The 20255-nt window shown below is 62.5% G+C and carries 19 protein-coding genes and 1 tRNA gene; 3 read left to right on the forward strand and 17 right to left on the reverse strand.

From position 1 onward, the window contains the following. Nucleotides 1-101: 101 nt before the first annotated feature. Nucleotides 102-623, forward strand: coding sequence for a histidine phosphatase family protein (locus JMA46_RS15595; protein ID WP_207346267.1), 522 nt, complete (start codon nucleotides 102-104; stop codon nucleotides 621-623). Nucleotides 624-649: 26 nt separating this feature from the next. Here the strand turns inward: JMA46_RS15595 and JMA46_RS15600 are convergent, their stop codons facing one another. From JMA46_RS15600 to JMA46_RS15650, 11 genes are all read right to left on the reverse strand, one after another. Continuing rightward, complete coding sequence (locus tag JMA46_RS15600) at nucleotides 650-2686, reverse strand: YhgE/Pip domain-containing protein (RefSeq protein WP_207346268.1); 2037 nt, start codon at nucleotides 2684-2686, stop codon at nucleotides 650-652. Next, nucleotides 2683-3480, reverse strand: a complete 798-nt coding sequence (locus JMA46_RS15605; protein WP_207346269.1) for an ABC transporter ATP-binding protein — start codon at nucleotides 3478-3480, stop codon at nucleotides 2683-2685. The genes JMA46_RS15600 and JMA46_RS15605 overlap by 4 nt, the downstream gene beginning before the upstream one ends. A gap of 129 nt (nucleotides 3481-3609) precedes the next feature. Next, on the reverse strand, nucleotides 3610-3978 hold the full coding sequence (locus JMA46_RS15610; protein WP_207346270.1) for a hypothetical protein: 369 nt from the start codon (nucleotides 3976-3978) through the stop codon (nucleotides 3610-3612). Nucleotides 3979-3998: 20 nt separating this feature from the next. Further along, nucleotides 3999-4241 carry a DUF2630 family protein gene (locus JMA46_RS15615; protein ID WP_207346271.1) on the reverse strand — a complete coding sequence of 81 codons (243 nt, stop codon included), beginning with the start codon at nucleotides 4239-4241 and terminating at the stop codon, nucleotides 3999-4001. Between the two features lie 100 nt (nucleotides 4242-4341). Further along, on the reverse strand, nucleotides 4342-5028 hold the full coding sequence (locus JMA46_RS15620; RefSeq protein WP_207346272.1) for an N-acetylmannosamine-6-phosphate 2-epimerase: 687 nt from the start codon (nucleotides 5026-5028) through the stop codon (nucleotides 4342-4344). A 26-nt stretch (nucleotides 5029-5054) separates the two neighbouring features. Then, nucleotides 5055-5987: an ROK family protein gene (locus JMA46_RS15625; protein ID WP_207346273.1), complete on the reverse strand. Its 933-nt coding sequence runs from the start codon at nucleotides 5985-5987 to the stop codon at nucleotides 5055-5057. Nucleotides 5988-6096: 109 nt separating this feature from the next. Beyond that, the gene (locus tag JMA46_RS15630; protein WP_207346274.1) at nucleotides 6097-7026 is read right to left on the reverse strand and encodes a dihydrodipicolinate synthase family protein; all 930 of its coding nucleotides are present in this window, start codon (nucleotides 7024-7026) and stop codon (nucleotides 6097-6099) included. 73 nt (nucleotides 7027-7099) lie between these two features. Continuing rightward, nucleotides 7100-7927, reverse strand: coding sequence for an ATP-binding cassette domain-containing protein (locus tag JMA46_RS15635; RefSeq protein WP_207346275.1), 828 nt, complete (start codon nucleotides 7925-7927; stop codon nucleotides 7100-7102). Further along, nucleotides 7924-9963: a dipeptide/oligopeptide/nickel ABC transporter permease/ATP-binding protein gene (locus JMA46_RS15640; RefSeq protein ID WP_207346276.1), complete on the reverse strand. Its 2040-nt coding sequence runs from the start codon at nucleotides 9961-9963 to the stop codon at nucleotides 7924-7926. The genes JMA46_RS15635 and JMA46_RS15640 overlap by 4 nt, the downstream gene beginning before the upstream one ends. Before the next feature lie 3 nt (nucleotides 9964-9966). Further along, nucleotides 9967-10923 carry an ABC transporter permease gene (locus JMA46_RS15645; protein WP_282099617.1) on the reverse strand — a complete coding sequence of 319 codons (957 nt, stop codon included), beginning with the start codon at nucleotides 10921-10923 and terminating at the stop codon, nucleotides 9967-9969. A 135-nt stretch (nucleotides 10924-11058) separates the two neighbouring features. Continuing rightward, the gene (locus JMA46_RS15650; protein WP_207346277.1) at nucleotides 11059-12684 is read right to left on the reverse strand and encodes an ABC transporter substrate-binding protein; all 1626 of its coding nucleotides are present in this window, start codon (nucleotides 12682-12684) and stop codon (nucleotides 11059-11061) included. Nucleotides 12685-12984: 300 nt separating this feature from the next. Here JMA46_RS15650 and JMA46_RS15655 point away from each other — a divergent pair, with 300 nt between their 5' ends. Next, nucleotides 12985-13716, forward strand: coding sequence for an FCD domain-containing protein (locus JMA46_RS15655; RefSeq protein ID WP_207346278.1), 732 nt, complete (start codon nucleotides 12985-12987; stop codon nucleotides 13714-13716). Nucleotides 13717-13792: 76 nt separating this feature from the next. On the opposite strand, the gene JMA46_RS15660 is transcribed toward JMA46_RS15655, so the two are convergent. After that, entirely contained in the window at nucleotides 13793-15238 is a 1446-nt protein-coding gene (locus JMA46_RS15660; RefSeq protein WP_207346279.1) for a sulfatase-like hydrolase/transferase, read from the reverse strand. A gap of 139 nt (nucleotides 15239-15377) precedes the next feature. Beyond that, nucleotides 15378-15450, reverse strand: a tRNA-Arg gene (locus JMA46_RS15665). A gap of 271 nt (nucleotides 15451-15721) precedes the next feature. Here JMA46_RS15665 and JMA46_RS15670 point away from each other — a divergent pair. Further along, a complete protein-coding gene (locus JMA46_RS15670) occupies nucleotides 15722-17554 on the forward strand; it encodes a phosphoenolpyruvate carboxykinase (GTP) (RefSeq protein ID WP_207346280.1) in 1833 nt (610 codons plus the stop codon). Nucleotides 17555-17865: 311 nt separating this feature from the next. Here JMA46_RS15670 and JMA46_RS15675 read toward each other — a convergent pair whose 3' ends face one another. From JMA46_RS15675 to JMA46_RS17515, 4 genes are all read right to left on the reverse strand, one after another. Then, the gene (locus JMA46_RS15675) at nucleotides 17866-19038 is read right to left on the reverse strand and encodes a globin domain-containing protein (protein ID WP_207346281.1); all 1173 of its coding nucleotides are present in this window, start codon (nucleotides 19036-19038) and stop codon (nucleotides 17866-17868) included. A gap of 102 nt (nucleotides 19039-19140) precedes the next feature. Then, nucleotides 19141-19599, reverse strand: a complete 459-nt coding sequence (locus JMA46_RS15680) for an Rrf2 family transcriptional regulator (protein ID WP_207346282.1) — start codon at nucleotides 19597-19599, stop codon at nucleotides 19141-19143. Between the two features lie 3 nt (nucleotides 19600-19602). Then, entirely contained in the window at nucleotides 19603-20052 is a 450-nt protein-coding gene (locus tag JMA46_RS15685; RefSeq protein ID WP_207346283.1) for a hypothetical protein, read from the reverse strand. A gap of 82 nt (nucleotides 20053-20134) precedes the next feature. Then, on the reverse strand, nucleotides 20135-20255 hold a 121-nt coding region (locus JMA46_RS17515; protein ID WP_207346285.1), incomplete at its 5' end, for a hypothetical protein.

The raw sequence follows: 20255 nt of genomic DNA on the forward strand, positions 1-20255 counted from the left end.
AACTTTTACATTTTAGCTTCCATGTACGACGGCGGATGGCCCACTTTGGTGGGCCATCCGCCGTCGTACTGCTTTAACGCTCCCGCCACTAAACTGGGGGAATGAGCGAACACCACATTAAGCGGCTGATTTTGATGCGCCATGCCAAGGCGGCCTTCCCGCTGGGCGTGGAGGACCATGACAGGCCGCTGGCCCAGCGCGGGCACAACGAAGCGCCGCTGGCCGGTAAATGGCTTGTGGAGAACAACACGGTGCCTGATTTCATCCTGTGTTCCTCGGCGCTGCGCACCCGGCAGACCTGCACGTGGGTGTGCCAACAGCTGGGTGAGAAGGCCCCCACCCCCAAACTGGAGAGTGCGCTATACGCGGCCGGCGCCACCTCGATGCTGGCCGTGGTGAACCACGTCCCTGAGACCGTGGGCACGCTCATGGTCATCAGCCACATGCCGGGCATCCAGTCGTTGGCGCTGCGCCTGGCATCAAGGGATTCGGACCAGGACGCCTACATGGACCTGGCCTCCGGCTTCCCCACCAGTGCGTTTGCCGTCTTTGAACACAGCGGTGACTGGGCAACCCTTGACGGGCAGGACGCCCAGCTAACGAACTTCGTGGTGCCGCGCTAGGCGCACTGCGTCACGCGGGGTGGGCGCTACGCCTCGATTTCGGGCATCAGCGTCTTGAGCGTCCACGTCTTCTTCTTGGCCACGGCGGCCCAGGCGAACAGGAAGCCCAACACCATGTAGCCCAGCAGTCCGAACACAATGGACGTCAGTGGTGCAAGGTCCGCGCCATAAATGAGGTGGCGCATGCCTTCCACCACGTGGCCCATCGGCAGCACCTGGTGCATGACGTGCAGCGGTTCGGGCGTGGTCTGCCACGGGAACGTGCCTCCGGAGGAGACCAGCTGAAGCACCAGCAAGATCAACACCACAAACTTTCCGGGCGTGCCAAGCAGCGCCACGATGCCCTGGATCAGCGCCGTGAACGCCAGGGACGCCAGCATCAGCAGCCCCAAGGTCAGCCAGGGGTGACTCGGTTCAAGGCCCAGGCCGAACTTCACCACCGCGTACAGCAGCAGGGCCTGGACCGTGGCAACGGCGGCAAAGGGCAGCCAGCCACCAACGGCAATCTTCCACGCCGGCGCGTTGGAGGCCAGCGCACGCACCGTGAGCGGGCGCATGACCTGGACCAGCATAAACGCGCCGATCCACAGGGCCAGGACCAGGAAGAACGGCGCCAGGCCGGCACCGTAGTTGGCGGCCTTGGCTTGGGAAACTGAATCCACCCGAATGGGGTCCGCAATGACGCCGGCCGCGTTTTGCTTGTCCTTGTCATTGAGGTCCGGGACGTCGCCTGCACCCTTGCTCAACTGCGTGGACAGCTCTGTGGCACCCGTGGACAGCTTGCTGGAGCCGGCCTTCAAGTCGCCCGCGCCGGTGTTCAGCTTCGCGGCACCGGCCGCCAGCTGCGTGGCACCGTCCAGGGCGGTCTCCTGCCCAGTGGCCAGCGTTGCCGCGCCGTCGTACAGGGACCCTGCGCCGGCGTGAGCCTGCGCAATCGCTGAGGTGAGGGCCGGCGTCGCGCCTGCAAGTTTGGCGGCTCCGGCCGACACCGCGGCCGAGCCGTCAGCCAGTTTTTGAATATCAGCGGCGTCGGTGGAGAGCTGGTCTTTGACATTTGTGACGGCGGTGCTGCTTGTTGCCGATTTCAGCGAGGCGCGGATCTCCTCCGCCTGGGTGGGGGTGAGGACCTTGTCGGCAACGAGGGTGTCCAGCCGGCCGTCGATGGCAGCCGCCGCCGCATCATCGAGCTTCCCGGCCGTGCCGATGGCACTCTGGACCTTGGTGTTCAAGGCAGCATTGCCGGCGGCGACTGCGGCAGCCCCGTCGGCGAGCTTTTGGGTGTCTGCTGGCAGCGTGGCCGTCTGGGTTTCCAGCTGGCCCAGCCCCTTGTCCAAGGCGGCCGCGCCGGACTGGAGCTGTTTAGCGCCGGTGACCAGCTGTTGCTGTCCGGCAGCCAGCGAATTGGCTCCCGTGACGAGTTCGCCGGTGCCCGCCTGCAGCGTCGCCACGCCCCCATCCAGGGTGGTAGCGCCGTCCGCGAGCTGTTTCGCGCCGTCGGCTGCCTTCACGAGCTGGGCGTGGATGGTGCCGTAGCCGGTCAACAGGGCATTGGCTGTTTTCTCGCCCACCTGCTGTGCCACCGATGCGTGCACCTGAGTGGCAACCTTGTCCACGATCGAGGTCAGCAGGTAGTTGTTGGCGTCATTGGTGGTCACGCTCATCATGGCCTGCGCGGCCGAATCAAAGTTCTCCGGAGACGCGAGATTGGCTGAAAAGTCCTTGGGAATGATCAGCGCAAAGGCGAACTCGCCCGCCTTGACGCCGCTGTTGGCTTCCTCGGCCGTCTTCACGAGCTGCCAGTCGAATTTATGGTCCTTGATGAGGGTCGTGGCTACTTCCTCGCCCACATGCAATTCCTTGCCGTCCTTGGTCACGGCGCCTTCGTCCTGCACCACGACGGCGGCCTTGAGCTGGTCGAGGTTGCCGTACGGATCCCAGTTGGCATAGAGATACACGGCCCCATACAGAAGGGGGACCATCACCATGGCCACGATGGTGAGTTTGGGCAGGATCCCGCCGGTCATGCGCTTGAGTTCTGACAGCGCCAGTCGGAAGACTGTCATTTGCTTTCCTCCGGGGGGGCCGTGGGGGCCGGGGCTTCAGTGGTTTCGGCGGTTGGTGTTTCCGCGGTACTGGTTGTGGGCTCGGTCGGCGGGGTGGTTTCTTCCTGCTCGGTCGGCGGGGTGGTGCAGCCTGCGCTGCTTGCGTTGCCGGCGACGGCTGTTCGGCCGTCCCATCCGTCGGGGAGGAGGCCCACCACGCCCACCACCAGCAGCTGCCGGAGTGCAGAGTCAGCAGGAACGTTGGGACCGCGCCCCAACAGGCCCGCGGCGGCCCGCTCCAGCAGCGGAAGCCAGGCGTCGACGTCGGCTGTGTGCCGATCGGGGGAGTCAACCACGAGCAGGTCGACATCCGGGTTGGCCAGGGCCAGTTCAAGCTGGAGGTGAAGGAGCCTGTTCGGGGTGATCTCTTCGACCCATTTTTCCAAGATGTCGCGGAAGCCGTGGGTGACAAGCCACTCGGTGGGACGGGTCCTGTCGCGGAACTTGGTCGGCACAAGGGCCAGGTCTTCCGAGGCCAGAGACCTGACGCTCAGGTGGTGTTCCGGGGCGTTGACGGCGGGGGCATCAACGACGGCACTTCGTCGGCGCAAGGAGGCCATGGAATCGTCATGGCCCAGAACCACGGTGCCGGTGGTCGGCTTCATGCGGCCGGTCAAGGCAAGGGCCAGCGCAGTGCGCCGTTCCTGACCGTCAGCTTGGACCAGCAGCACCTCGGCGCGATGCGCCTCCAAGGTGGTGGCCGGAAGGAGTGTGTGCCGCCTGCCATCGATGTGCAACTGGTTCGTGCTGAGCATGGGAAGGCGCTCCTTCGGCAGTGGGGTGAACTGCCTCAAATTACCAGTGCGTGCCGTGCCATGCAAGAAATGTGCGCTTCCACTCAGCGGCTGCCAGATCCATGCTGAAGCCGTTGGGTGCGGGTGCAGCTACAGGCGGACGTACGCCCAGTTCGCCCACTGGCGCTCGGCGAGGTGCACCACGGCTGACGGGACGGTGCCGACTCTTGGCAGCAGGTTCTCCCGCTCTATGGCCGCCGACCGCATGCTGTTTTCACAGGCGAGTACCGCAATGCCTGCCTGCAGAACGTCGTTAGCCGGATCAGCGAGTCCGCCGCCTACGGTGAGTGCCGCAACCGCCTTTCCTTGAATGACGATTTCAATGGGGGTTCCGGGCAGGGCCGCTGCAGCGTTCAGGGCGCTACGGAATACGCCGGCCACCTGCTCGCCGGTGCCGCCGAAGCCATGAAAAACCAAGCTATTGCGAGATTCGTTGGACGCGTCATTTTCAGCTGTCATGCGAGCATCCTTTCACACGGCTACTGCTTGTAGCCTTCAACTTCGCTGGCAGGCCGTACTTGGGCGTCGTCGGGACTTTCCCCGGCACGGATTTTTGCCTGCCGTTGCCGCAGCAGGTCCCAGCACTGGTCTAGCTGGATTTCGAGCTGCTTCAACTGCGCGGCACGCTCTGGCAGCTTGGCCTGGTCCGCGGTGGATTCCCGCAGATCCTGCTCCATTTTCACCAGTTCTGCGATCTTGTGGTGTACCTGGTAATCATCCACTGCGCATCTCCCTGCCGTTGCCAAGCCTCTGTTGCACCGTCCATCTTCACGTTAGTGCCATTTCGGCCCGACGGCGAGGGGAGGCGGCGCCCCAAACGCGTCAGTTAGTCAGGGCGGCCTTGAACCAGCTGGTGATGGTGGTGGGGTGGGTGATGGCCGTGCCAACCACGACGGCGAACGCGCCGGCATCCAGCGCCGCGCGGGCTTGGGTGGGGGAGTGGATGCGGCCTTCGGCGATCAACGGCTTGCCGAGCTTGGCGCCGGCGATGGCGGCAATGAGTTCCAGGTCCGGACCGTCGGTCTTGGGGCGTTCGTCCGTGTAGCCAGCCAAGGTGGTGCCAATGAGGTCGGCCCCGGCCTCGACGGCGCCCACGGCGTCATCGAAGGAGCCGCAGTCGGCCATGACGAGGGAGTTGGAGTTCTCGTGCACGCCAGCAATGGTCTCGGCCAGCGTCAACCCATCCGGACGGGGGCGGCGCGTTCCGTCAATGGCGACGATCTGGGCGCCCGCATTGGCGCAGGCCAGAGCGTGGCGCAGGGTGGGGGTGATGAAGACGCCGTCGTGCCCGTCCTTCCACAAACCGATGACGGGAACTTCCACGGCGGCGCGCGCAAACTGGATGTCTGCAATGCCCTGCACCCGGATGGCTGCGGCCCCGCCCGCCACTGCCGACGCCGCCACCTGGGCCATGGTGCGCGGGTCGCGCATGGGTTCGCCCGGGTACGCCTGGGCGGAAACCACCAGCTGGCCGGCAAGTTCGTCAAGGTTGGTCAATTTCAACGTCATGGTGACTCCTAGGAAATATGAACTAATTAATGGGCGAGGACCAGGGAGGCTGCGCCCAAAACTGCGGCCGTGTTGCCGAGGGCTGCCCTGACCACCGGCACCGACGCCAGCGGGGCGAGCAGTTCGGCGCGCAGGGCGGAGACCATGGCGTCCCACCATAGGTCACCGGCGTCGGCCAGCCCGCCGGAAACCACTACGACGGCAGGGTCAAGGATGTTGATTAGACCGCCCACTGCCTGCCCCGCCGCGGCGGCTGCCGTGGCGATGACCTGCAGGGCCAGGTCATCGCCGGCCCGGGCGGAGGCAAACACGGCTTTTGTGTCCGCCAAAGCGGCGCTCCCACCTGCGCGCAGGTATGCGGCGTGGATGGCAGGCCCTGAAGCGATGGCCTCCACGTGCCCGGCATGGCCGCACGAACACGGCAACGGGGCGCCGCGGTCCACGGCGTAGGGGGAGGCGAAATGGCCCACATGCCCACCTACAAAATGGTGGCCGAGCAGGGGTTGCCCGTTGAGCACAAAACTGCCACCCACACCCGTGCCGAAGGCCGTCATCAGGACGGAGTCCTTGCCTGCCCCGGCGCCCTGCGCGGCTTCGCCTAGTGCGTGGGCATGCACATCATTGACGACGGCGCATGGCAGTCCCAGCCGTTGCGTGAGCCCGGCAGTGATGTGGGTTCCGGTCCAACCAAGAATCGCGTCGGTGGCGGAAATGACGGTGCCTTCGGTGGCGTTGATGACCCCGGCGGAGCCAACGCCCACCGCGTCGACCATGGCACCCTGTGCGGCGGCACGCTCAACGAGTGAGCGAACAAGGGCGGCAGTGGCATCCAGGATGGCTTCGCCGCCGTCGCGGTTGAGGGTGGGGATCTGATCGGTGAACAGCACGGAGCCGTCTTCCGCCACAACGCCGGCGGCGGTTTTGGTTCCGCCCAGATCAACACCAACTACGTGCCGCATAAAAGAATCCTTCAAGATTTAAGGTGCAAGCAAAACGAGCCCTCCCCGACCTCGTCCCTGGGCGCACGGCCGAGGAACGAGGCTGGGGAGGGCGTGGATAGCGAGGGGACTACAGCAGCCCGGTGCGCTCGAGGATGACCTTGATGGCTGACGTCTCGTCTTCGTCGAGGGAGAGCATGGGGGCGCTCATGACGTTGGTCTTGATGATGCCCATGAGCATCAGCGCGGTCTTGAAGGCGCCCAGGCCCGCGGCGTTGCCGGATACGCGGCCGGCCTTCGGGGTGTAGACGATGTTGAAGACGTCGGCGATGCGGTCCTGCTCGGCTGCGGCGCCGGCCCAGTCGCCTGCGACGGACAGGTCATACAGGCGGCGGTATGCTGCCGGGTCAACGTTGCCAAGGCCTGGGACGATTCCCTGGGCGCCGCCGAGCATGGCACCGTCAACAACCACTTCGTGGCCGGTGAAGATGTCAAAGTTCGGGATGTCCTTGGCGGCGATGAGCAGCTGGCGGAAGGCAACGTCGTCACCCGAGGAGTCCTTGACACCGGCGATGACGCCTTCGCGGCCCAGCTCGACGAGCAGGTCGGTGGGCAGCTTGAAGTGGGTGCGCACGGGAACGTCGTAGGCGAAGACGGGGACATCCACGGAGGCCGCGATAGCACGGAAGTGGCGGCCGTTCTCCTCGGCGTTGCTGATGGCGTAGTACTGGCTGGTGGCCACGAGCGCGTCGGCGCCGAGGGCAACCACGCGGGCTGCTTCCTCGATCACGCGGTTGGTGGTCTGCTCAACGGCACCCACGAGCAGCGGGACCTGTCCGGCGTTGACTCCGGAAATGGTGGTCAGCACGGTGTCGCGCTCGGTGTTGGTCATGTGGGTGACCTCGCCGGAGGAGCCGTTGACGAACAAACCGGCTACACCGCCGTCGAGCAGGTGGCGGGTCAGGTTCTCCAAGGAGGGGACGTCGATGGCGCCGTCGGCGGTGCGGGGGGTGCAGACGGGGGGGATGACGCCCTGGAAACGCGATGCGACTGTAGTCACGGAAATTGCTCCAAAATTGTATTGATATAAACGGGTAAATAGGAGGGCCACGCGCCCGGGAAGGGCGTGGGGGTCAGATGTGAAGAAGGGAGGGCGCAGCGCCCAGGAGCTTCTTCGTATAGTCGTTGGACGGGTTGTCGAAGATCTGGGCCGCGGGGCCTTCTTCCACAATCTGGCCAAAGTACATGACGGCGATGCGGTCTGAAACGTACCGCACCGTCTGGATGTCGTGGCTGATGAAAACCATGCCCAGGTTCAGTTCCTTCTTCAGGTCTGAGAGCAGGTTCAGCACCTGGGCGCGGACGGAAACATCCAGTGCGGAGGTGGGCTCGTCGGCCACGATGATGTCCGGGCCAAGGGCCAGTGCGCGGGCAATGGCCACGCGCTGGCGCTGTCCGCCGGAAACTTGCGACGGCGTGACCTCGGCTGCCGACTGCGGCAGGCCAACCAGCGAGAGCAGTTCAGCGACCTTCGCCAAGCGGGATGCCTTGTTGCCTATGCCGTGCACGGTGAGCGGGTCAACCAGGATGTCCTGGATGGTCATGCGTGGGTTCAGCGCCGTGGAAGGGTCTTGGAAGACCACCGACACGGACCGCCCGAACTCCTTGCGCATGGCTGCGTTGCGTTTAATGGCCGGCTTGCCATGGAACAGCACTTGGCCCGAGGTGGGGGTCTGTAATCCAACCAGCACCGAAGCCAGCGTGGACTTGCCACAACCGGATTCCCCCACGATGCCGACGGTTTCCCCGCGGCTGATGGAGAAGTCCACACCGTTGACGGCCTTGACGTAGCTGGGGTGGAACAGTCCGCCGGAACGGGTCCGGTGGTGGACGTGCAGGTCCTTGAGTTCAATCACAGGGGTCCCGGCTTGGGCGGCTGCATTGACGCTCTGCTTGCTCATGAGGCACCTTCCGTTTCTGCCACGGCTGAAGCCAGCTGGGCATCTTCGCGCTTGTGGCTGGCCCAGAAATGTTCGCCTGCCTCAGCATTGCTGGAGACCGGGACGAACGCCAGCTTCTGGTTCGGGTCAGCGTCCGGACGTTGGGAGCGCCCGGCAAACCTGTCACCGGCGGCGAACTCACGGGGTGAGGGGACCGTTCCGGGGATCTGGTGCAGCCGTACGGCGTCGGACTCAATGGAGAGCACGGCGCCCAGCAGGCCACGGGTGTATTCGTGGGTGGGGTTCGCCAACAGTTCCGAAGCCTGCGCGGACTCCACCACCTGCCCGGCGTACATGACGGTGATCTTGTGTGCCAGGGAGGCAACCAGGGCAAGGTCGTGGCTGACGAAGACCATGGCGAAGCCAAGCTGCTCACGCAACTCGTTCAGCAAGTCCACAACCTGCTTCTGGACGGTGACATCCAGTGCAGTGGTGGGCTCATCGGCAACCACGATCTTCGGTGAACGCGACAGTGCCATGGCGATCAGCACGCGCTGGCGCTGGCCGCCGGAAAGCTCGTGCGGGTAGCTCTTGAGGGTGCGGATGGGATCCAACTGCACCAGTTCAAGCAGTTCCGTCGGTGACTTGCGTCCGTTTCGGCGGGTCAGCTGCAGCATCTGGTCCTTGATCAGCATGGACGGGTTGAGCGAGCTCAACGCATCCTGGTAGACCATGGCGATCTGTTCGCCGCGCAAACCTTCGTAGGCCTTCACGGAGCTGTGCTTGATGGCCGGATCCAACAGTTCCTTGCCGTCAAACTTGATGGAACCGGTGACTTCGGCAGTCTTGGGCAGCAGGCCCATGATCGCCAGCGACGTGATGGACTTGCCGCAACCGGACTCGCCCACCAGGCCCATGGTTTCTCCCTCACGGACGGTGAAGGAGACCTTGTCCACAATGGCGGTCTGGTCGTAGCGTCCGGGGAAGCGGATTGAGAGGTCCTTGACCTGCAGGATCACACGTGCCTCCGCGCCTACCTGGGGCAGGCGGTCGCTGCGAGAGTGCTCCACTTCCTGAAGCCGGAGAAGTTCCACATCCAATGCCGCGAAGGGATCTTCAATGACTGCCCGTGCAGCAGCATCGGCCTTGGCGAGCGCCACAGCGGCAGCTGCCGAACCGTCGTCGTCCTTGACCGGAGCAGCCTTCTTGATGCGTGGGTTGACCATCGCATCGGTGAGGCCTTCAGCCAGGATGTTCAGTGCCAGCACGGTCAGCAGGATGACGAGGCCGGCGAAGGTGGTTGCCCACCAGCCACCGGACAGCACCAGGTTGCGTCCGTAGGAGATGACGTTGCCCCAGCTGGGATCGGGGTCCTGGATGCCGGCGCCGAGGAAGGAAAGGGAGGCTTCCAGGATGATGGCGTCGGCCACCATGACCGTGGCGAACACGAGCACGGGGGCTGCGGTGTTGCGCACAATGTGCTTGACCATGATGTAGGCGCGGCCTGCTCCGATGACGCGTTCGGCGCGGACATAGTCCTCACCGTATTGCGAAAGGACGTTGGCACGCACCACGCGGGCAAGCTGCGGGGTGTAGATGATGGCGATCGCGATGATGATCGTGGGGACCGAGTTGCCGAAGGCGGTCAGCAGCACGGCGGCCAAGGCAATGCCGGGGAATGCCATCAGAATGTCCATGAGACGCATGATGATCTCATTGACGGACTTGGAGGATGTTGCGGCGAGGGCGCCAAGCGTTGCGCCGACCAGGATGGCCAGGGCCACCGAGCCGAGACCGATCATCAGTGATGCCTGGGCACCGTACATCAGGCGGGACAGGACGTCGCGGCCAATGCGGTCGGTACCGAACCAGTGCGCCGCGCTGGGAGCCTGGGCCGGATCGCCGGTGTTCAGCGGGTCGTACGGGGCAAGCCAAGGCGCCAGAATGGCAATGATGATGATGACAAGCAGGAAAAGCAGAGCCAGTTTGGAACCCAGCGTCAGGGCCTTGAAGCGCAGGCCCGGTGCGCTGAGTCGTTCGGCAAGTTTGCTGCGCATGACTTAGACCGTCCTGATTCGTGGGTTGATGAGCAAGTACAGAAGGTCCACCAGGATGTTCACGAGCACAAACGTCACAGCGATGACGAGCACGACGCCTTGGACCAGGTTGGTGTCAACGTTGGTGATGCCGTTGAGGATCTGCTGACCCATGCCGGGCAGCGAGAAGATCATTTCAATCACGACGGCGCCGCCCAGCAGGTAGCCGATGCGCAGTCCCAGCACCGTCACCGGGGTGACAAGGGCGTTGCGCAGCACGTTGCGGGAAATGACCGTGGTGTAGGGGACGCCGTTGCCGATGGCGGTGCGGACGTAGTCACGATCCAGCTCCTCGACCATGGAGGTGCGGACAACACGGATCAGCGAGGCGGAAACCGGGATGGCCAGGGCCAGCGCCGGCAGCGCCATGGAACTGAGCCAGCCCATGAAACCTTCGTCGGGGTTGGCGAGCCCGCCGGAGGGGAACCAGGAATTGTCGCCAAGAGCGAACCACTGGATGAGCAGGATGCCCAACCAGAAGGACGGCGTGGCGATGGCCGCGACCGAGAAGACGCGGATGACCTGGTCAACCCAGGTGTCGCGGTACAGGGCTGCGAGAACGCCGAAGACCAAGGAGATGACGACCGCAATCAACACACCCAGGAATGTCAGCTGCAACGTGACGGGGAATGCGCTGGCAATGACCTCAGTGATGGGTTTTGCCGGCGGGAGGGTGGTGCCAAAGTCACCTGTGAAGAGCTTGCCCAGGTAACGGAAGTATTGAATGAATAGCGGGTCGTTGAATCCGTTGACCTCACGGTATTGCGCCAAGGCCTCCTGGGAGGCGCCTTCGCCCAACGCTGCAACGGCACGGTCGCCGGGAGCGAACTGCAACACAACGAAGACGAGCAGGGTGACACCCAGGATCATCAACGGAAGTGCTGCGAGCCTGCGTCCCAGCAGTCGCAAAAAGTTTGCCAATGTACTTACTCCGGTTCTATTCGCAGCACCTCAGAGGGGAGCTGTGTGCTGCATCATAGGAAAGGTGGTTTTAGTTGAAAGGGGCTGTGACCCAATGGGCCACAGCCCCTTTCGCCTGTGATCAAACGAAGGACCCTAGGAGGTCCGGCCAACTCCAACGAAGGAGATGCCCGTGGTGGGCAGCGGTTTGAAGCCTGAGAGCTTCTTTGCATCCCATGCCGTGGGCAGCTTGCGGTGGAAGATCGGGTACAGCGGTGCTTCCTCAGCGATGATGTTGATGATTTCGCTGTAGAGCTTCTTGGCGTCGGCTTCGGAAGCTGCCAGTGCTGCGTTGAGCTTCGTCTGGACTTCCTTGTATTCTGCGGATTCGTTCCAGGCGAAGCGGTTCTTGGCCCAGGTGTCGCCGCGGAACCACCAGCTCAGCAGGATGTCTGCATCATTGCCGAACACCGACGGGTCACCCGGGGCGGCGACGACGTCGTAGTTCAGGCCGCCAACCTTGTCCGGTGCGTAGACAGCAGCGGAAGCCAGCGGCTCCAGCGTGGTCTCAACGCCAATGGCATCCCAGTTCTTCTTGATCAGCGGGATGACGTCCTTGACCCATGCGGTGTCGGTGGAAGTCAGTGTCAACTTCAGGCCGGTTACCCCTGCTGCGCTCAACAGGGACTTGGCCTTGTCGGCGTCGAAGCCGTAGACGGTGGAAGCCTTCTGGTAGTTCGGGCTTCCTTCCTGGAAGAACGACGTTGCGGCTGTGGCGTTGCCCAGCAACGCAGTTTTGATGATCGCGTCCTTGTCCATGGCGTAGTGCAGAGCCTGGCGGACTTCCTTCTTGTCGAAGGGTGCGCGGGTGAGGTTGAACATGAGGAACAGCAGGCCGAAGGACTGCACCGACTCGACGTCAACCTTGTTCTTGAGCGCGTCAACATCCAGGTAGGGGACGTCTTCAATGGCCTGGACACGGCCGGACTGCATGGCGGTGACGCGGGCTGAGGCATCTGAGAGCAGGAACCAGGTCATGCCCTTGGCCAGTGCCGGCTTCGTGCCGTTGTAGGCGTCAAAGCGCTCGAAGACGATCTTGTCGTCCTTGGCTGCGGAAACGAACTTGTACGGGCCGGTGCCGACGGGCTTGGCGTCGAATGCCTTCTGGTCTGCAGACGCCAACGCCTTGGGGACAACCTTGACGACGGAGATGCGCGGGCCAAAGCCGTTGAACGCGGTGTTCAGCTTGAATTCAACGGTCTTGTCATCGAGTGCCTTGACGGAATCGATGAAGAAGATGAACTGTGCGAACAGGGCCTTGTTGGCCGGATCCAGCACACGCTCGAACGAGTATGCAACATCTTCGGTGGTGACGGGGGTGCCGTCATGGAAGGTGGCGCCGTCACGGATCGTGACTTGGTATGTCTTGTCATCGACCATCTTGGGGTCTTCTGCCGCCAGTGCGTTGTAAGGAACGCGGGTGGCTGCGTCGAGCTCCACAAGGCCTTCGAAGATGTGCAGGTTGGCGGCCAGCGGGGTGGCCCCTGACGAGCTCATCGGGTCAAAACCTGTGGACAGTGAGTAGGAGATGCCAGCTTCGATGCTGAGATCCTTGTTCACTTCTGCACTGTTCTGGGTGCTTTGAGTGCTCTTGTCCTTGGAAGATCCACAGGCAGCGAGGGTGGCGGTGAAAGCTGTTGCGGCACCAAGGACGCCAGCGGCCTTGAGGAATGTCCGTCGCGATGCGGGGGTCGCAGGCAGGTTCTGAAGAGTATTGCTCATTCTGTAGAATCACCATTTCGTGTAATAGTAATCGGAGGTAGGACGTCCGATGCTTATGCTGAAACTGTAATAGCGATCACAGGGTTGGTCAAGTGGAGATTTGGTCTCGTTCTGGCTTGAGTCCACACTGGATCGCTCTGCCGGGCCGGTTCGCTCCAGCAGTGGTTGCGTTCCTCCGCCTAGGCATGTGGTCGGACATCCGATATTCTATGATTGAAGTCACCTCCTGCGCGCGGGTGGCGGACGAGTTTGAGCGAGTTAAAAGACGCGCCGCACGACGCACATTTCTGAGGAGTCCAATTGTCCATTTCGTCGGTAGTACCGAAAGCGCGCTTCAGCGCCCAGGCACGTCTGCGTGCTCTCCAGGCTGACATCATGGAACTGATTTTGGAGCGGGACCTGGACGCTGGGGACCCCATGCCCACCGAGGGTGAACTGTGCGAAGTCTTAGGTGTTGGGCGCAACACCCTGCGTGAGTCCTTGAAAGTGCTTCAGGCCCTGGGTGTCATTGAGATTCGTCACGGGTTTGGCATGTTTGTGGCCCCCAGCAACTTTGATGCCCTTGCTGATGGACTGACGTTTCGGGGCCGCCTCTCGCTGCGCCACGAGGGGCTTGAAGCGTTGCAGCTAGTGGACATCCGGCAAGCCCTTGAAGCCGGGCTGATCAGTGCCAGCATCCCGGTCGTCTCGCAGGAGCACTTGGCGCTTATCGAGGCGGCCGTGGTGAAAATGGAAGATTTGGCGGCCCGTGGGGAACAGTTCGCGGAAGCGGACGCAGAGTTTCACCGCCTGCTTTTTGAACCCCTTGAAAATGACCTGCTGATGAACCTCATGAGCGTTTTTTGGAAGGTTTATCGCAAGATCCACGTGGAGATCGGCACGGACGGGATGCACCTGGTGGACACAGCGGCTGCGCACCGGAACATTTACGATGCTGTGGCCGCTCAGGATGCCGCAACGGCTGCACAGCTGCTCAACTGCCATTTCGACGGAATCCGCGCCAAGATCAGGGCCTTCGTGGAGTCTGACTAAAGTCCCGGACCCGACTTTCAACGACGCACGGAACGCAAGCTTCCGTGCGTCGTTCTTGTCTAAGCGTCAGGCTTGTCTAAGCGCCGGGGGTGGACGGCGTTTCGGGGCTGGCGTAGCGGTCTGCATCTTCGTCTGCAGTCCAGACGGGGGAGTTCTGCCCTAAACCTGTCACCGGCCGCGCGAAGCCATCATATTGCGGCTCGGAATGATCCCGGAACCAGGCCACCAGCTCGCCGTGGAGTTGCTCCTTGAGCGCTGTGAACGCCGGATTATCGAATTCATTGGACAGTTCGCCGGGGTCGGAGATGAGGTCGTAAAGCTCTCCCGGGGCGTCCCCATGGCGCCACACGTACTTGTGCGTGGTGGTGCGGATCATGCGGGTGCCGCCGTATTCGTCGAAAATGACGATCGAGTCCTTTCCAGCCGCATCCCATTCTTCCGGCGAACCCAGGAAACGCGGGGCAATGGAGTTCCCGGCAATGAGCGGATCCACCGGCTTGGGCGCTCCCGCAAGTTCCAGCACTGTGGCATGGAAGGAAGCTGCCGTGGTGAGGACGTCGTCCAGGCGGGGCGTGATGGTGCCGGGACGGTTGATGATGAACGGGACAAGGATCGAATCGTCCCAGACATTGAGCGGAACGGTGCCGTTGCCCTTGCCCCAAATTCCGTGCTGGCCGCAGCTGAAGCCGTTGTCCGAGGTAAAGATGACATAGGTGTCCGCCCGGGCCCCGGCCTCCTCCAAGACCTCCAGGAGCTGGCGCACGCCCTTGTCCACGGCTGTCATAGAGGCACAGTATCCGGCCAGATTCTCCGCGGGATTCCGCATGCCGTCGGCAAGGTCCCCGTACCCCCAGTTAAACCATTCGTGGGCAGGAAGCCGTGGGATGCTCGGGAACTCGCAGCCATCGTAGAGGTCCAAGTATTCCGGCGGATGGTTGCCTTCGGTCCACGGGCTGTGGGGGGCCGTGTAATGCACCTGTAGGAAGAATGGATCATCGGCGGAGGCCAGCTCGCGCAACATTCCCGTGGCCCGCTCGGAAATGGCGTCGGTGATGTAGCCGGGCTCCTCGTGCACCACCCCGTCCTCTACGACGGGTGCCCCAAAGTAGGAGCCGCCGCCGTCCCGGTGGCTGTACCAGTGTTGGAAGCCCGGCGCAGCCTGGCGGGCATCGCCCAGATGCCACTTGCCGGCGTGCGCACAGGTGTAGCCTGCCCGGTTCAGCAGCTCGGGGGTTGTTTCAAAGTTCTCAAGGTAGTGGACGCCCACAGTGCTGACTCCGCTGTTCTCGCAGCGGATCCAGTCGTGGACTCCATGGGCCGACGGCATGCGGCCCGTGGCCAGCGATGCCCTGGCGGGGGAACAAACCGGCGAGGTGCAGAAGAACCGCGTGAGCTCGTGGCCGGTGGCCCCGAGCTCGTCGAGGGTGGGCGTAATGAGCTCCGGCATGGTGCGGCCGCGAGCCCACGCGCCTTGGTCATCTGTCATGATCACCAGGAAATTGGGGGGCTTCTGTTCAGTCATTTATTGGCTCCTGTCGCGTGTTGCTTCCATTGTGCCAACATCGGGTTCATGGTTGGGTAGCCAGCGCTACGGGCGGCTCAGGGTTAAATAGCAAAAGGAAAGGGTCCCAAACGCAATGTTTGGAACCCTTTCTGCATTGTGCGCGCGAAGGGATTCGAACCCCCAACCTTCTGATCCGTAGTCAGATGCTCTATCCGTTGAGCTACGCACGCATATTCTGTTTCTTTGTTGACCCTTGGGCCGTGAATAACTCTAACCTGACATGCCTGCGGATACAAATCGAAGTGGCAGTGTTCCCAAGCACTAGACCGGTCTATGTGACGTACCTCACTATTGTTTACGGTAACAAAATTGAGGAACCGCAGAGATCCGCGGTTTTAGTCGCGCCAGCAGCGCGCACATCCCATATCCAATGCCCGGGGTGTCCGAATCGTGAGCCATAGCATTTAGATACAACCTACCCACCCACTGAAGGGAATCGCAATGGGCCACGCTGCTGCAACGCAGGAATCCGTCGAACAGGAAACAGCCACCCACAAGGGCCTTACCGCTTGGGTCGCAGAGGTTGCTTCCCTGACCTTGCCGGCGAATATCCACTGGGTGGACGGATCAGCGGCAGAATATGCGCAGTTGACGGATCAGCTGGTTGAGGAGGGGACACTGACCAGGCTCAATGAAGAGCTGTTTCCCAATTCCTTTGCGGCATTCTCGGACCCCAAGGATGTGGCCCGCGTTGAAGGCCGGACCTTCATCTGTTCCAGGGAAGAGCGCGACGCTGGTTTCACCAACAACTGGATGAACCCTGATGAGATGAAGAAAATCCTGAACGGGAAGTTCGCCGGCAGCATGCGCGGGCGCACCATGTACGTCATCCCGTTCGTGATGGGTCCACTTGATGCCGAAGACCCCAAATTTGGCGTGGAGATCACGGACTCCGCCTACGTAGTTGCCTCCATGCGCATTATGGCTCACATTGGCAGCGACGTTCTTCGCAAGCTCGAAGACACTAACGCTTTCTTCGTCCCCGCGCTGCACTCAGTCGGTGCGCCGTTGGCACCTGGGGACAAGGATGTGCCCTGGCCTTGCAATGACGAAAAGTGGATTGTGCACTTCCCCGAGGAGCGCTCCATTTTCTCCTTCGGCTCCGGCTACGGTGGAAACGCGCTCCTGGGCAAGAAGTGCTTTGCGCTGCGCATCGCCTCCGCCATGGCCCGTGACGAGGGCTGGCTCGCTGAGCACATGCTGATCCTCAAGCTCACCAGTCCGGAGGGCAAGGACTACCATGTGGCCGCCGCGTTCCCCTCAGCATGCGGCAAGACAAACTTGGCGCTGCTGGAGCCCACCGTCCCCGGGTGGACGGCAAAAACGCTCGGTGATGACATCAACTGGATGCGCTTCGGCAAGGAGGGCGAGTTGCGGGCCGTAAACCCGGAGGCAGGTCTCTTCGGGGTTGCCCCCGGCACCGGCTGGCACACCAACCCCAACGCCATGTCTGCAGTGGCCAAGGGAAACACCATCTTCACCAACGTTGCCTTGACGGACGACGGCGGTGTTTGGTGGGAGGGCATGACCCGCGAAGTGCCCGCTCACCTGACAGATTGGCAGGGAAACAGTTGGACGCCGGACTCCGGACGGACTGCGGCGCACCCCAACTCCCGTTTCTGCACCCCCATCGATCAAGTGGACATGCTGTCCAAGGACTACTACGACCCGAAGGGCGTGGAAATCAACGCCATCTTGTTCGGCGGACGCCGCAAAACCACCATCCCGCTGGTCACCCAGTCCCGCGACTGGACCCACGGAATCTTCATGGGCTCCACGCTTTCCTCGGAAACCACGGCCGCCGCGACCGGTGCTGTTGGCGTGGTGCGCCGGGATCCGATGGCCATGCTGCCGTTCATCGGCTACAACGCCGGGGACTACCTCAAGCACTGGATCGAGCTTTCAGAAACCGCCAACCCTGCGCGTCTGCCCAAGATCTTCCTGGTGAATTGGTTCCGCCGCGCCTCGGATGGAAGCTTTGCCTGGCCAGGGTTTAGTGAGAACAGCCGCGTCCTCAAATGGATCATCGAGCGCATTGAGGGGAAAGCAGCAGCAGTTGAGACCCCTATTGGGTTCGTCCCCACCCCGGATTCCTTGGATCTGGCCGGTCTCGAAGTGACAGAGGCCGGGATGGCAGATGCGCTCAAGGTGGTTCCGGAGGAGTGGGAGGCTGAGGTGGCAGGCATAGAGGAGTGGTACGCCCGCTTTGGCGACTCCCTGCCGGAGGAATTGGCTGCTGAGCTCAGCAGCCTGAAGGAACGGTTCGCCGCCTAGACAATGGTGTCTGGCGCGACCACTGAAAAGGGTTCCGATGATTTCCGGCCGCAACTGGCCGTGAACCATCGGGGCCCTCTGATGTGAAGGCCGGAAGCCGGGTGCGGGGTGGTTGCAGACATTGATACTGCAGCTTCTGCGGGTGCGCCGCAGGATGACCCGCCGGAGCTGCAGAATAGATTCAGTGGGCGCGGGTGACCCGTGTTAGCCACCCCTACGATGCCCGGATCTGCGTCCGGGCGCCAAAAAAAGGGGCCCCGCCAGGACCAGCCATGAGTGGCCAGACTTGGCGGGGCCCCAAGGACCCGCTATCAGCCAGCGGCGCCGGCCAGCCACAGGTCGGGGCCGAAGACCTCGTAGTGGATCTTGGTGGACGGGATGCCAGCGTCCATGGCCTGGTTGCGGATGGCCTTCATAAACGGCAGCGGGCCGCAAACGTACATGGAGGCGTTGGCGGGAATGTCCAGGCCGTCAAGGGTCATGAAGCCCTTGTTGAAGCCTTCGGTGGGCTCTTCCAGCCAGAGCTGCATGGTGGCGCTGGTGATGGCGTCAACGTCGGTGGTCATCTGCTCGCGCAGGGCCCAGGCTTCGAGGTTCTTCTCAGCGTGCAGGACCATGACCTCGCGGTCGGCGCCGGCGTTGGCCAGAGCGCGCAGCGCCGATGCGGACGGGGTGCAGCCGATGCCCGCCGTGGCAAACACGACCGGGCCTTCGCCGTCGAGTGTCACATCACCGTAAGGGTTGGAAAGTTCGACGACGTCCCCGACCTTTACGTTGTTGTGCAGCACTGGTGAAACCTCGCCACCGTCGTCGCGCTTGGTGGTGAACACGCGGCGGGTGGTGGAATCCACGTCGGCCGAAAGTGAGTACTGGCGGCACTGGAGCAGGCCATCGGGAAGGGCCACCTTCACGGTGACGAACTGGCCGGGGCGGGCCACGGTGACGGGGGTGTCGTCGGCCGGCTCCAGGACGAAGGTCATGGAATCCGCACCTGCGGGGTTCTTTTCAACGATGGTCCAGGGCATCCACAGCTTGTCATTGGCCTGCATGGCGTAGAGGCCCTTTTCGATCTTGATGAGGGCGTTGGCCATGAGCCAGTAGACCTCGGTCCAAGCTTCGGCGATCTCGGCGGTGATGACGTCGGCAAGCTCTTCGGCGATGGCCTCGAAGAGGTACTTGTAGACAATGTCGTACTGGTCTTCGGTGATGCCAAGGCCGGTGTGCTTGTGGGCGATGCGGCTGAGCATCTGCTCGGGAATGATGTTGGGGTTGGCCACCAGGGCTGAGGCGAAACCTGCGATGGAGCCGGCCAGGGCCTTTTGCTGTTCACCGTTGTTTTGGTTGGCGCGGCTGAACAGGCCGTTCAGGAGTTCGGGACGTGCAGCAAACATGCGGCTGTAGAAGTTCGGGGTGATGGCGCCCAGTCGTGAGCCAACCAAAGGCAGGGTGGCAACAATCAGTGGGCGCGATTTTTCCGAAAGCATCTTTTACTCCTTGTGTGAAAGTCATAGTGACAAGTCCAAAGTAGCATTTGAAATGCGAGTTTAAAGTCATGACTTCTACATGACGTAGAAAAAATATTGAGATTACGCGGAATAGCCTGGACGCACTGTGCTTAATGTCACAGGGATGGGTCCCTCTGACGTCTTCTTGGCCAGGCTGAAGATGGTGACATTGTCCAGAGAAAGGTAGAACGCTTCACGGGCATGGTTCAACGCCCCACGTAGTCCGCAGGCATGGACCAGCGGGCACGAGCCCATGTTGGTGATGCATTCGGCCACGTCGCTGTGGTCATCGAGCACGCGCAGCACCTTGCCCACCGTGGCAGCCTTGCCGTCAGCGGAGATGCGCACGCCGCCGCTGCGGCCCCGGATGGCCTCCACAAGCCCCATTTGCCGAAGCTTGAGCACGGCCTTGCTGACGTGGTTGTAGGGGGTGCCCACCGCCTCGGCGAGCTCCCGCGTGGTGGAAAGCCCGCCGTCGGGCATGGCACTGAGCACCATCAACAGCCGCAGGCTCACATCTGAAAAGCTATTGATGCGCATGCGTTATGCCCAGATGGTTTGTTCGCCAGCCTCAAGGAAGGGATTGCCGAACTCCCAGCCGCTGGGTGCGTGACGGTAGGGACGCACGGCGGAGACGCTCAAACCGGTGTGGTGCTCGGCCATGACGTGGATGGCGTCGGTGGAATCGTCGGGCAGGTGGATGTCACAGACGACGGCGGCAGCCCGGTTTTGTTCGCGCTGTTGCGTCAGTGCCTCAAATAGATCCGCAACCATTTGGTCGGCGTCGAGCTCGGATTCCGCTTCACCTTCGCCGGCAACCTCGTTCGGAGACACCGCCACGAGGTTGATGTCGCCGTCGTGCGTGAGAACAAGGCCCACCGGCATGAAGGCGCCATGGGTTTCCAACTGCTCGGCGGCGACGCCCAACGCTGTGCCGATGACCTTGTTGAGGTCGTCCTGAATCAGTTCGTCTGGCTTGGATTGTTCGGCCATATTTTGCTCCATGGATACTCCTGAAAGATCGTGTGGGCGGTGAATTGCTTGCTAAGGATCGCTTGCAAAGGGGCTAGGGCTGTTATCTGCGCACGAGTTCAAGGACGTGGTCGCGGACATCTGCCATGGTGACGATGTCCAGGGCTTCGGCGTTCAGGCGAAGGAACGGTTCGGTGTTGGAGGCGCGCAGGTTGAACCACCAG

The sequence above is a fragment of the Arthrobacter sp. E3 genome, assembly GCF_017353415.1.
Lineage (GTDB): Bacteria > Actinomycetota > Actinomycetes > Actinomycetales > Micrococcaceae > Specibacter.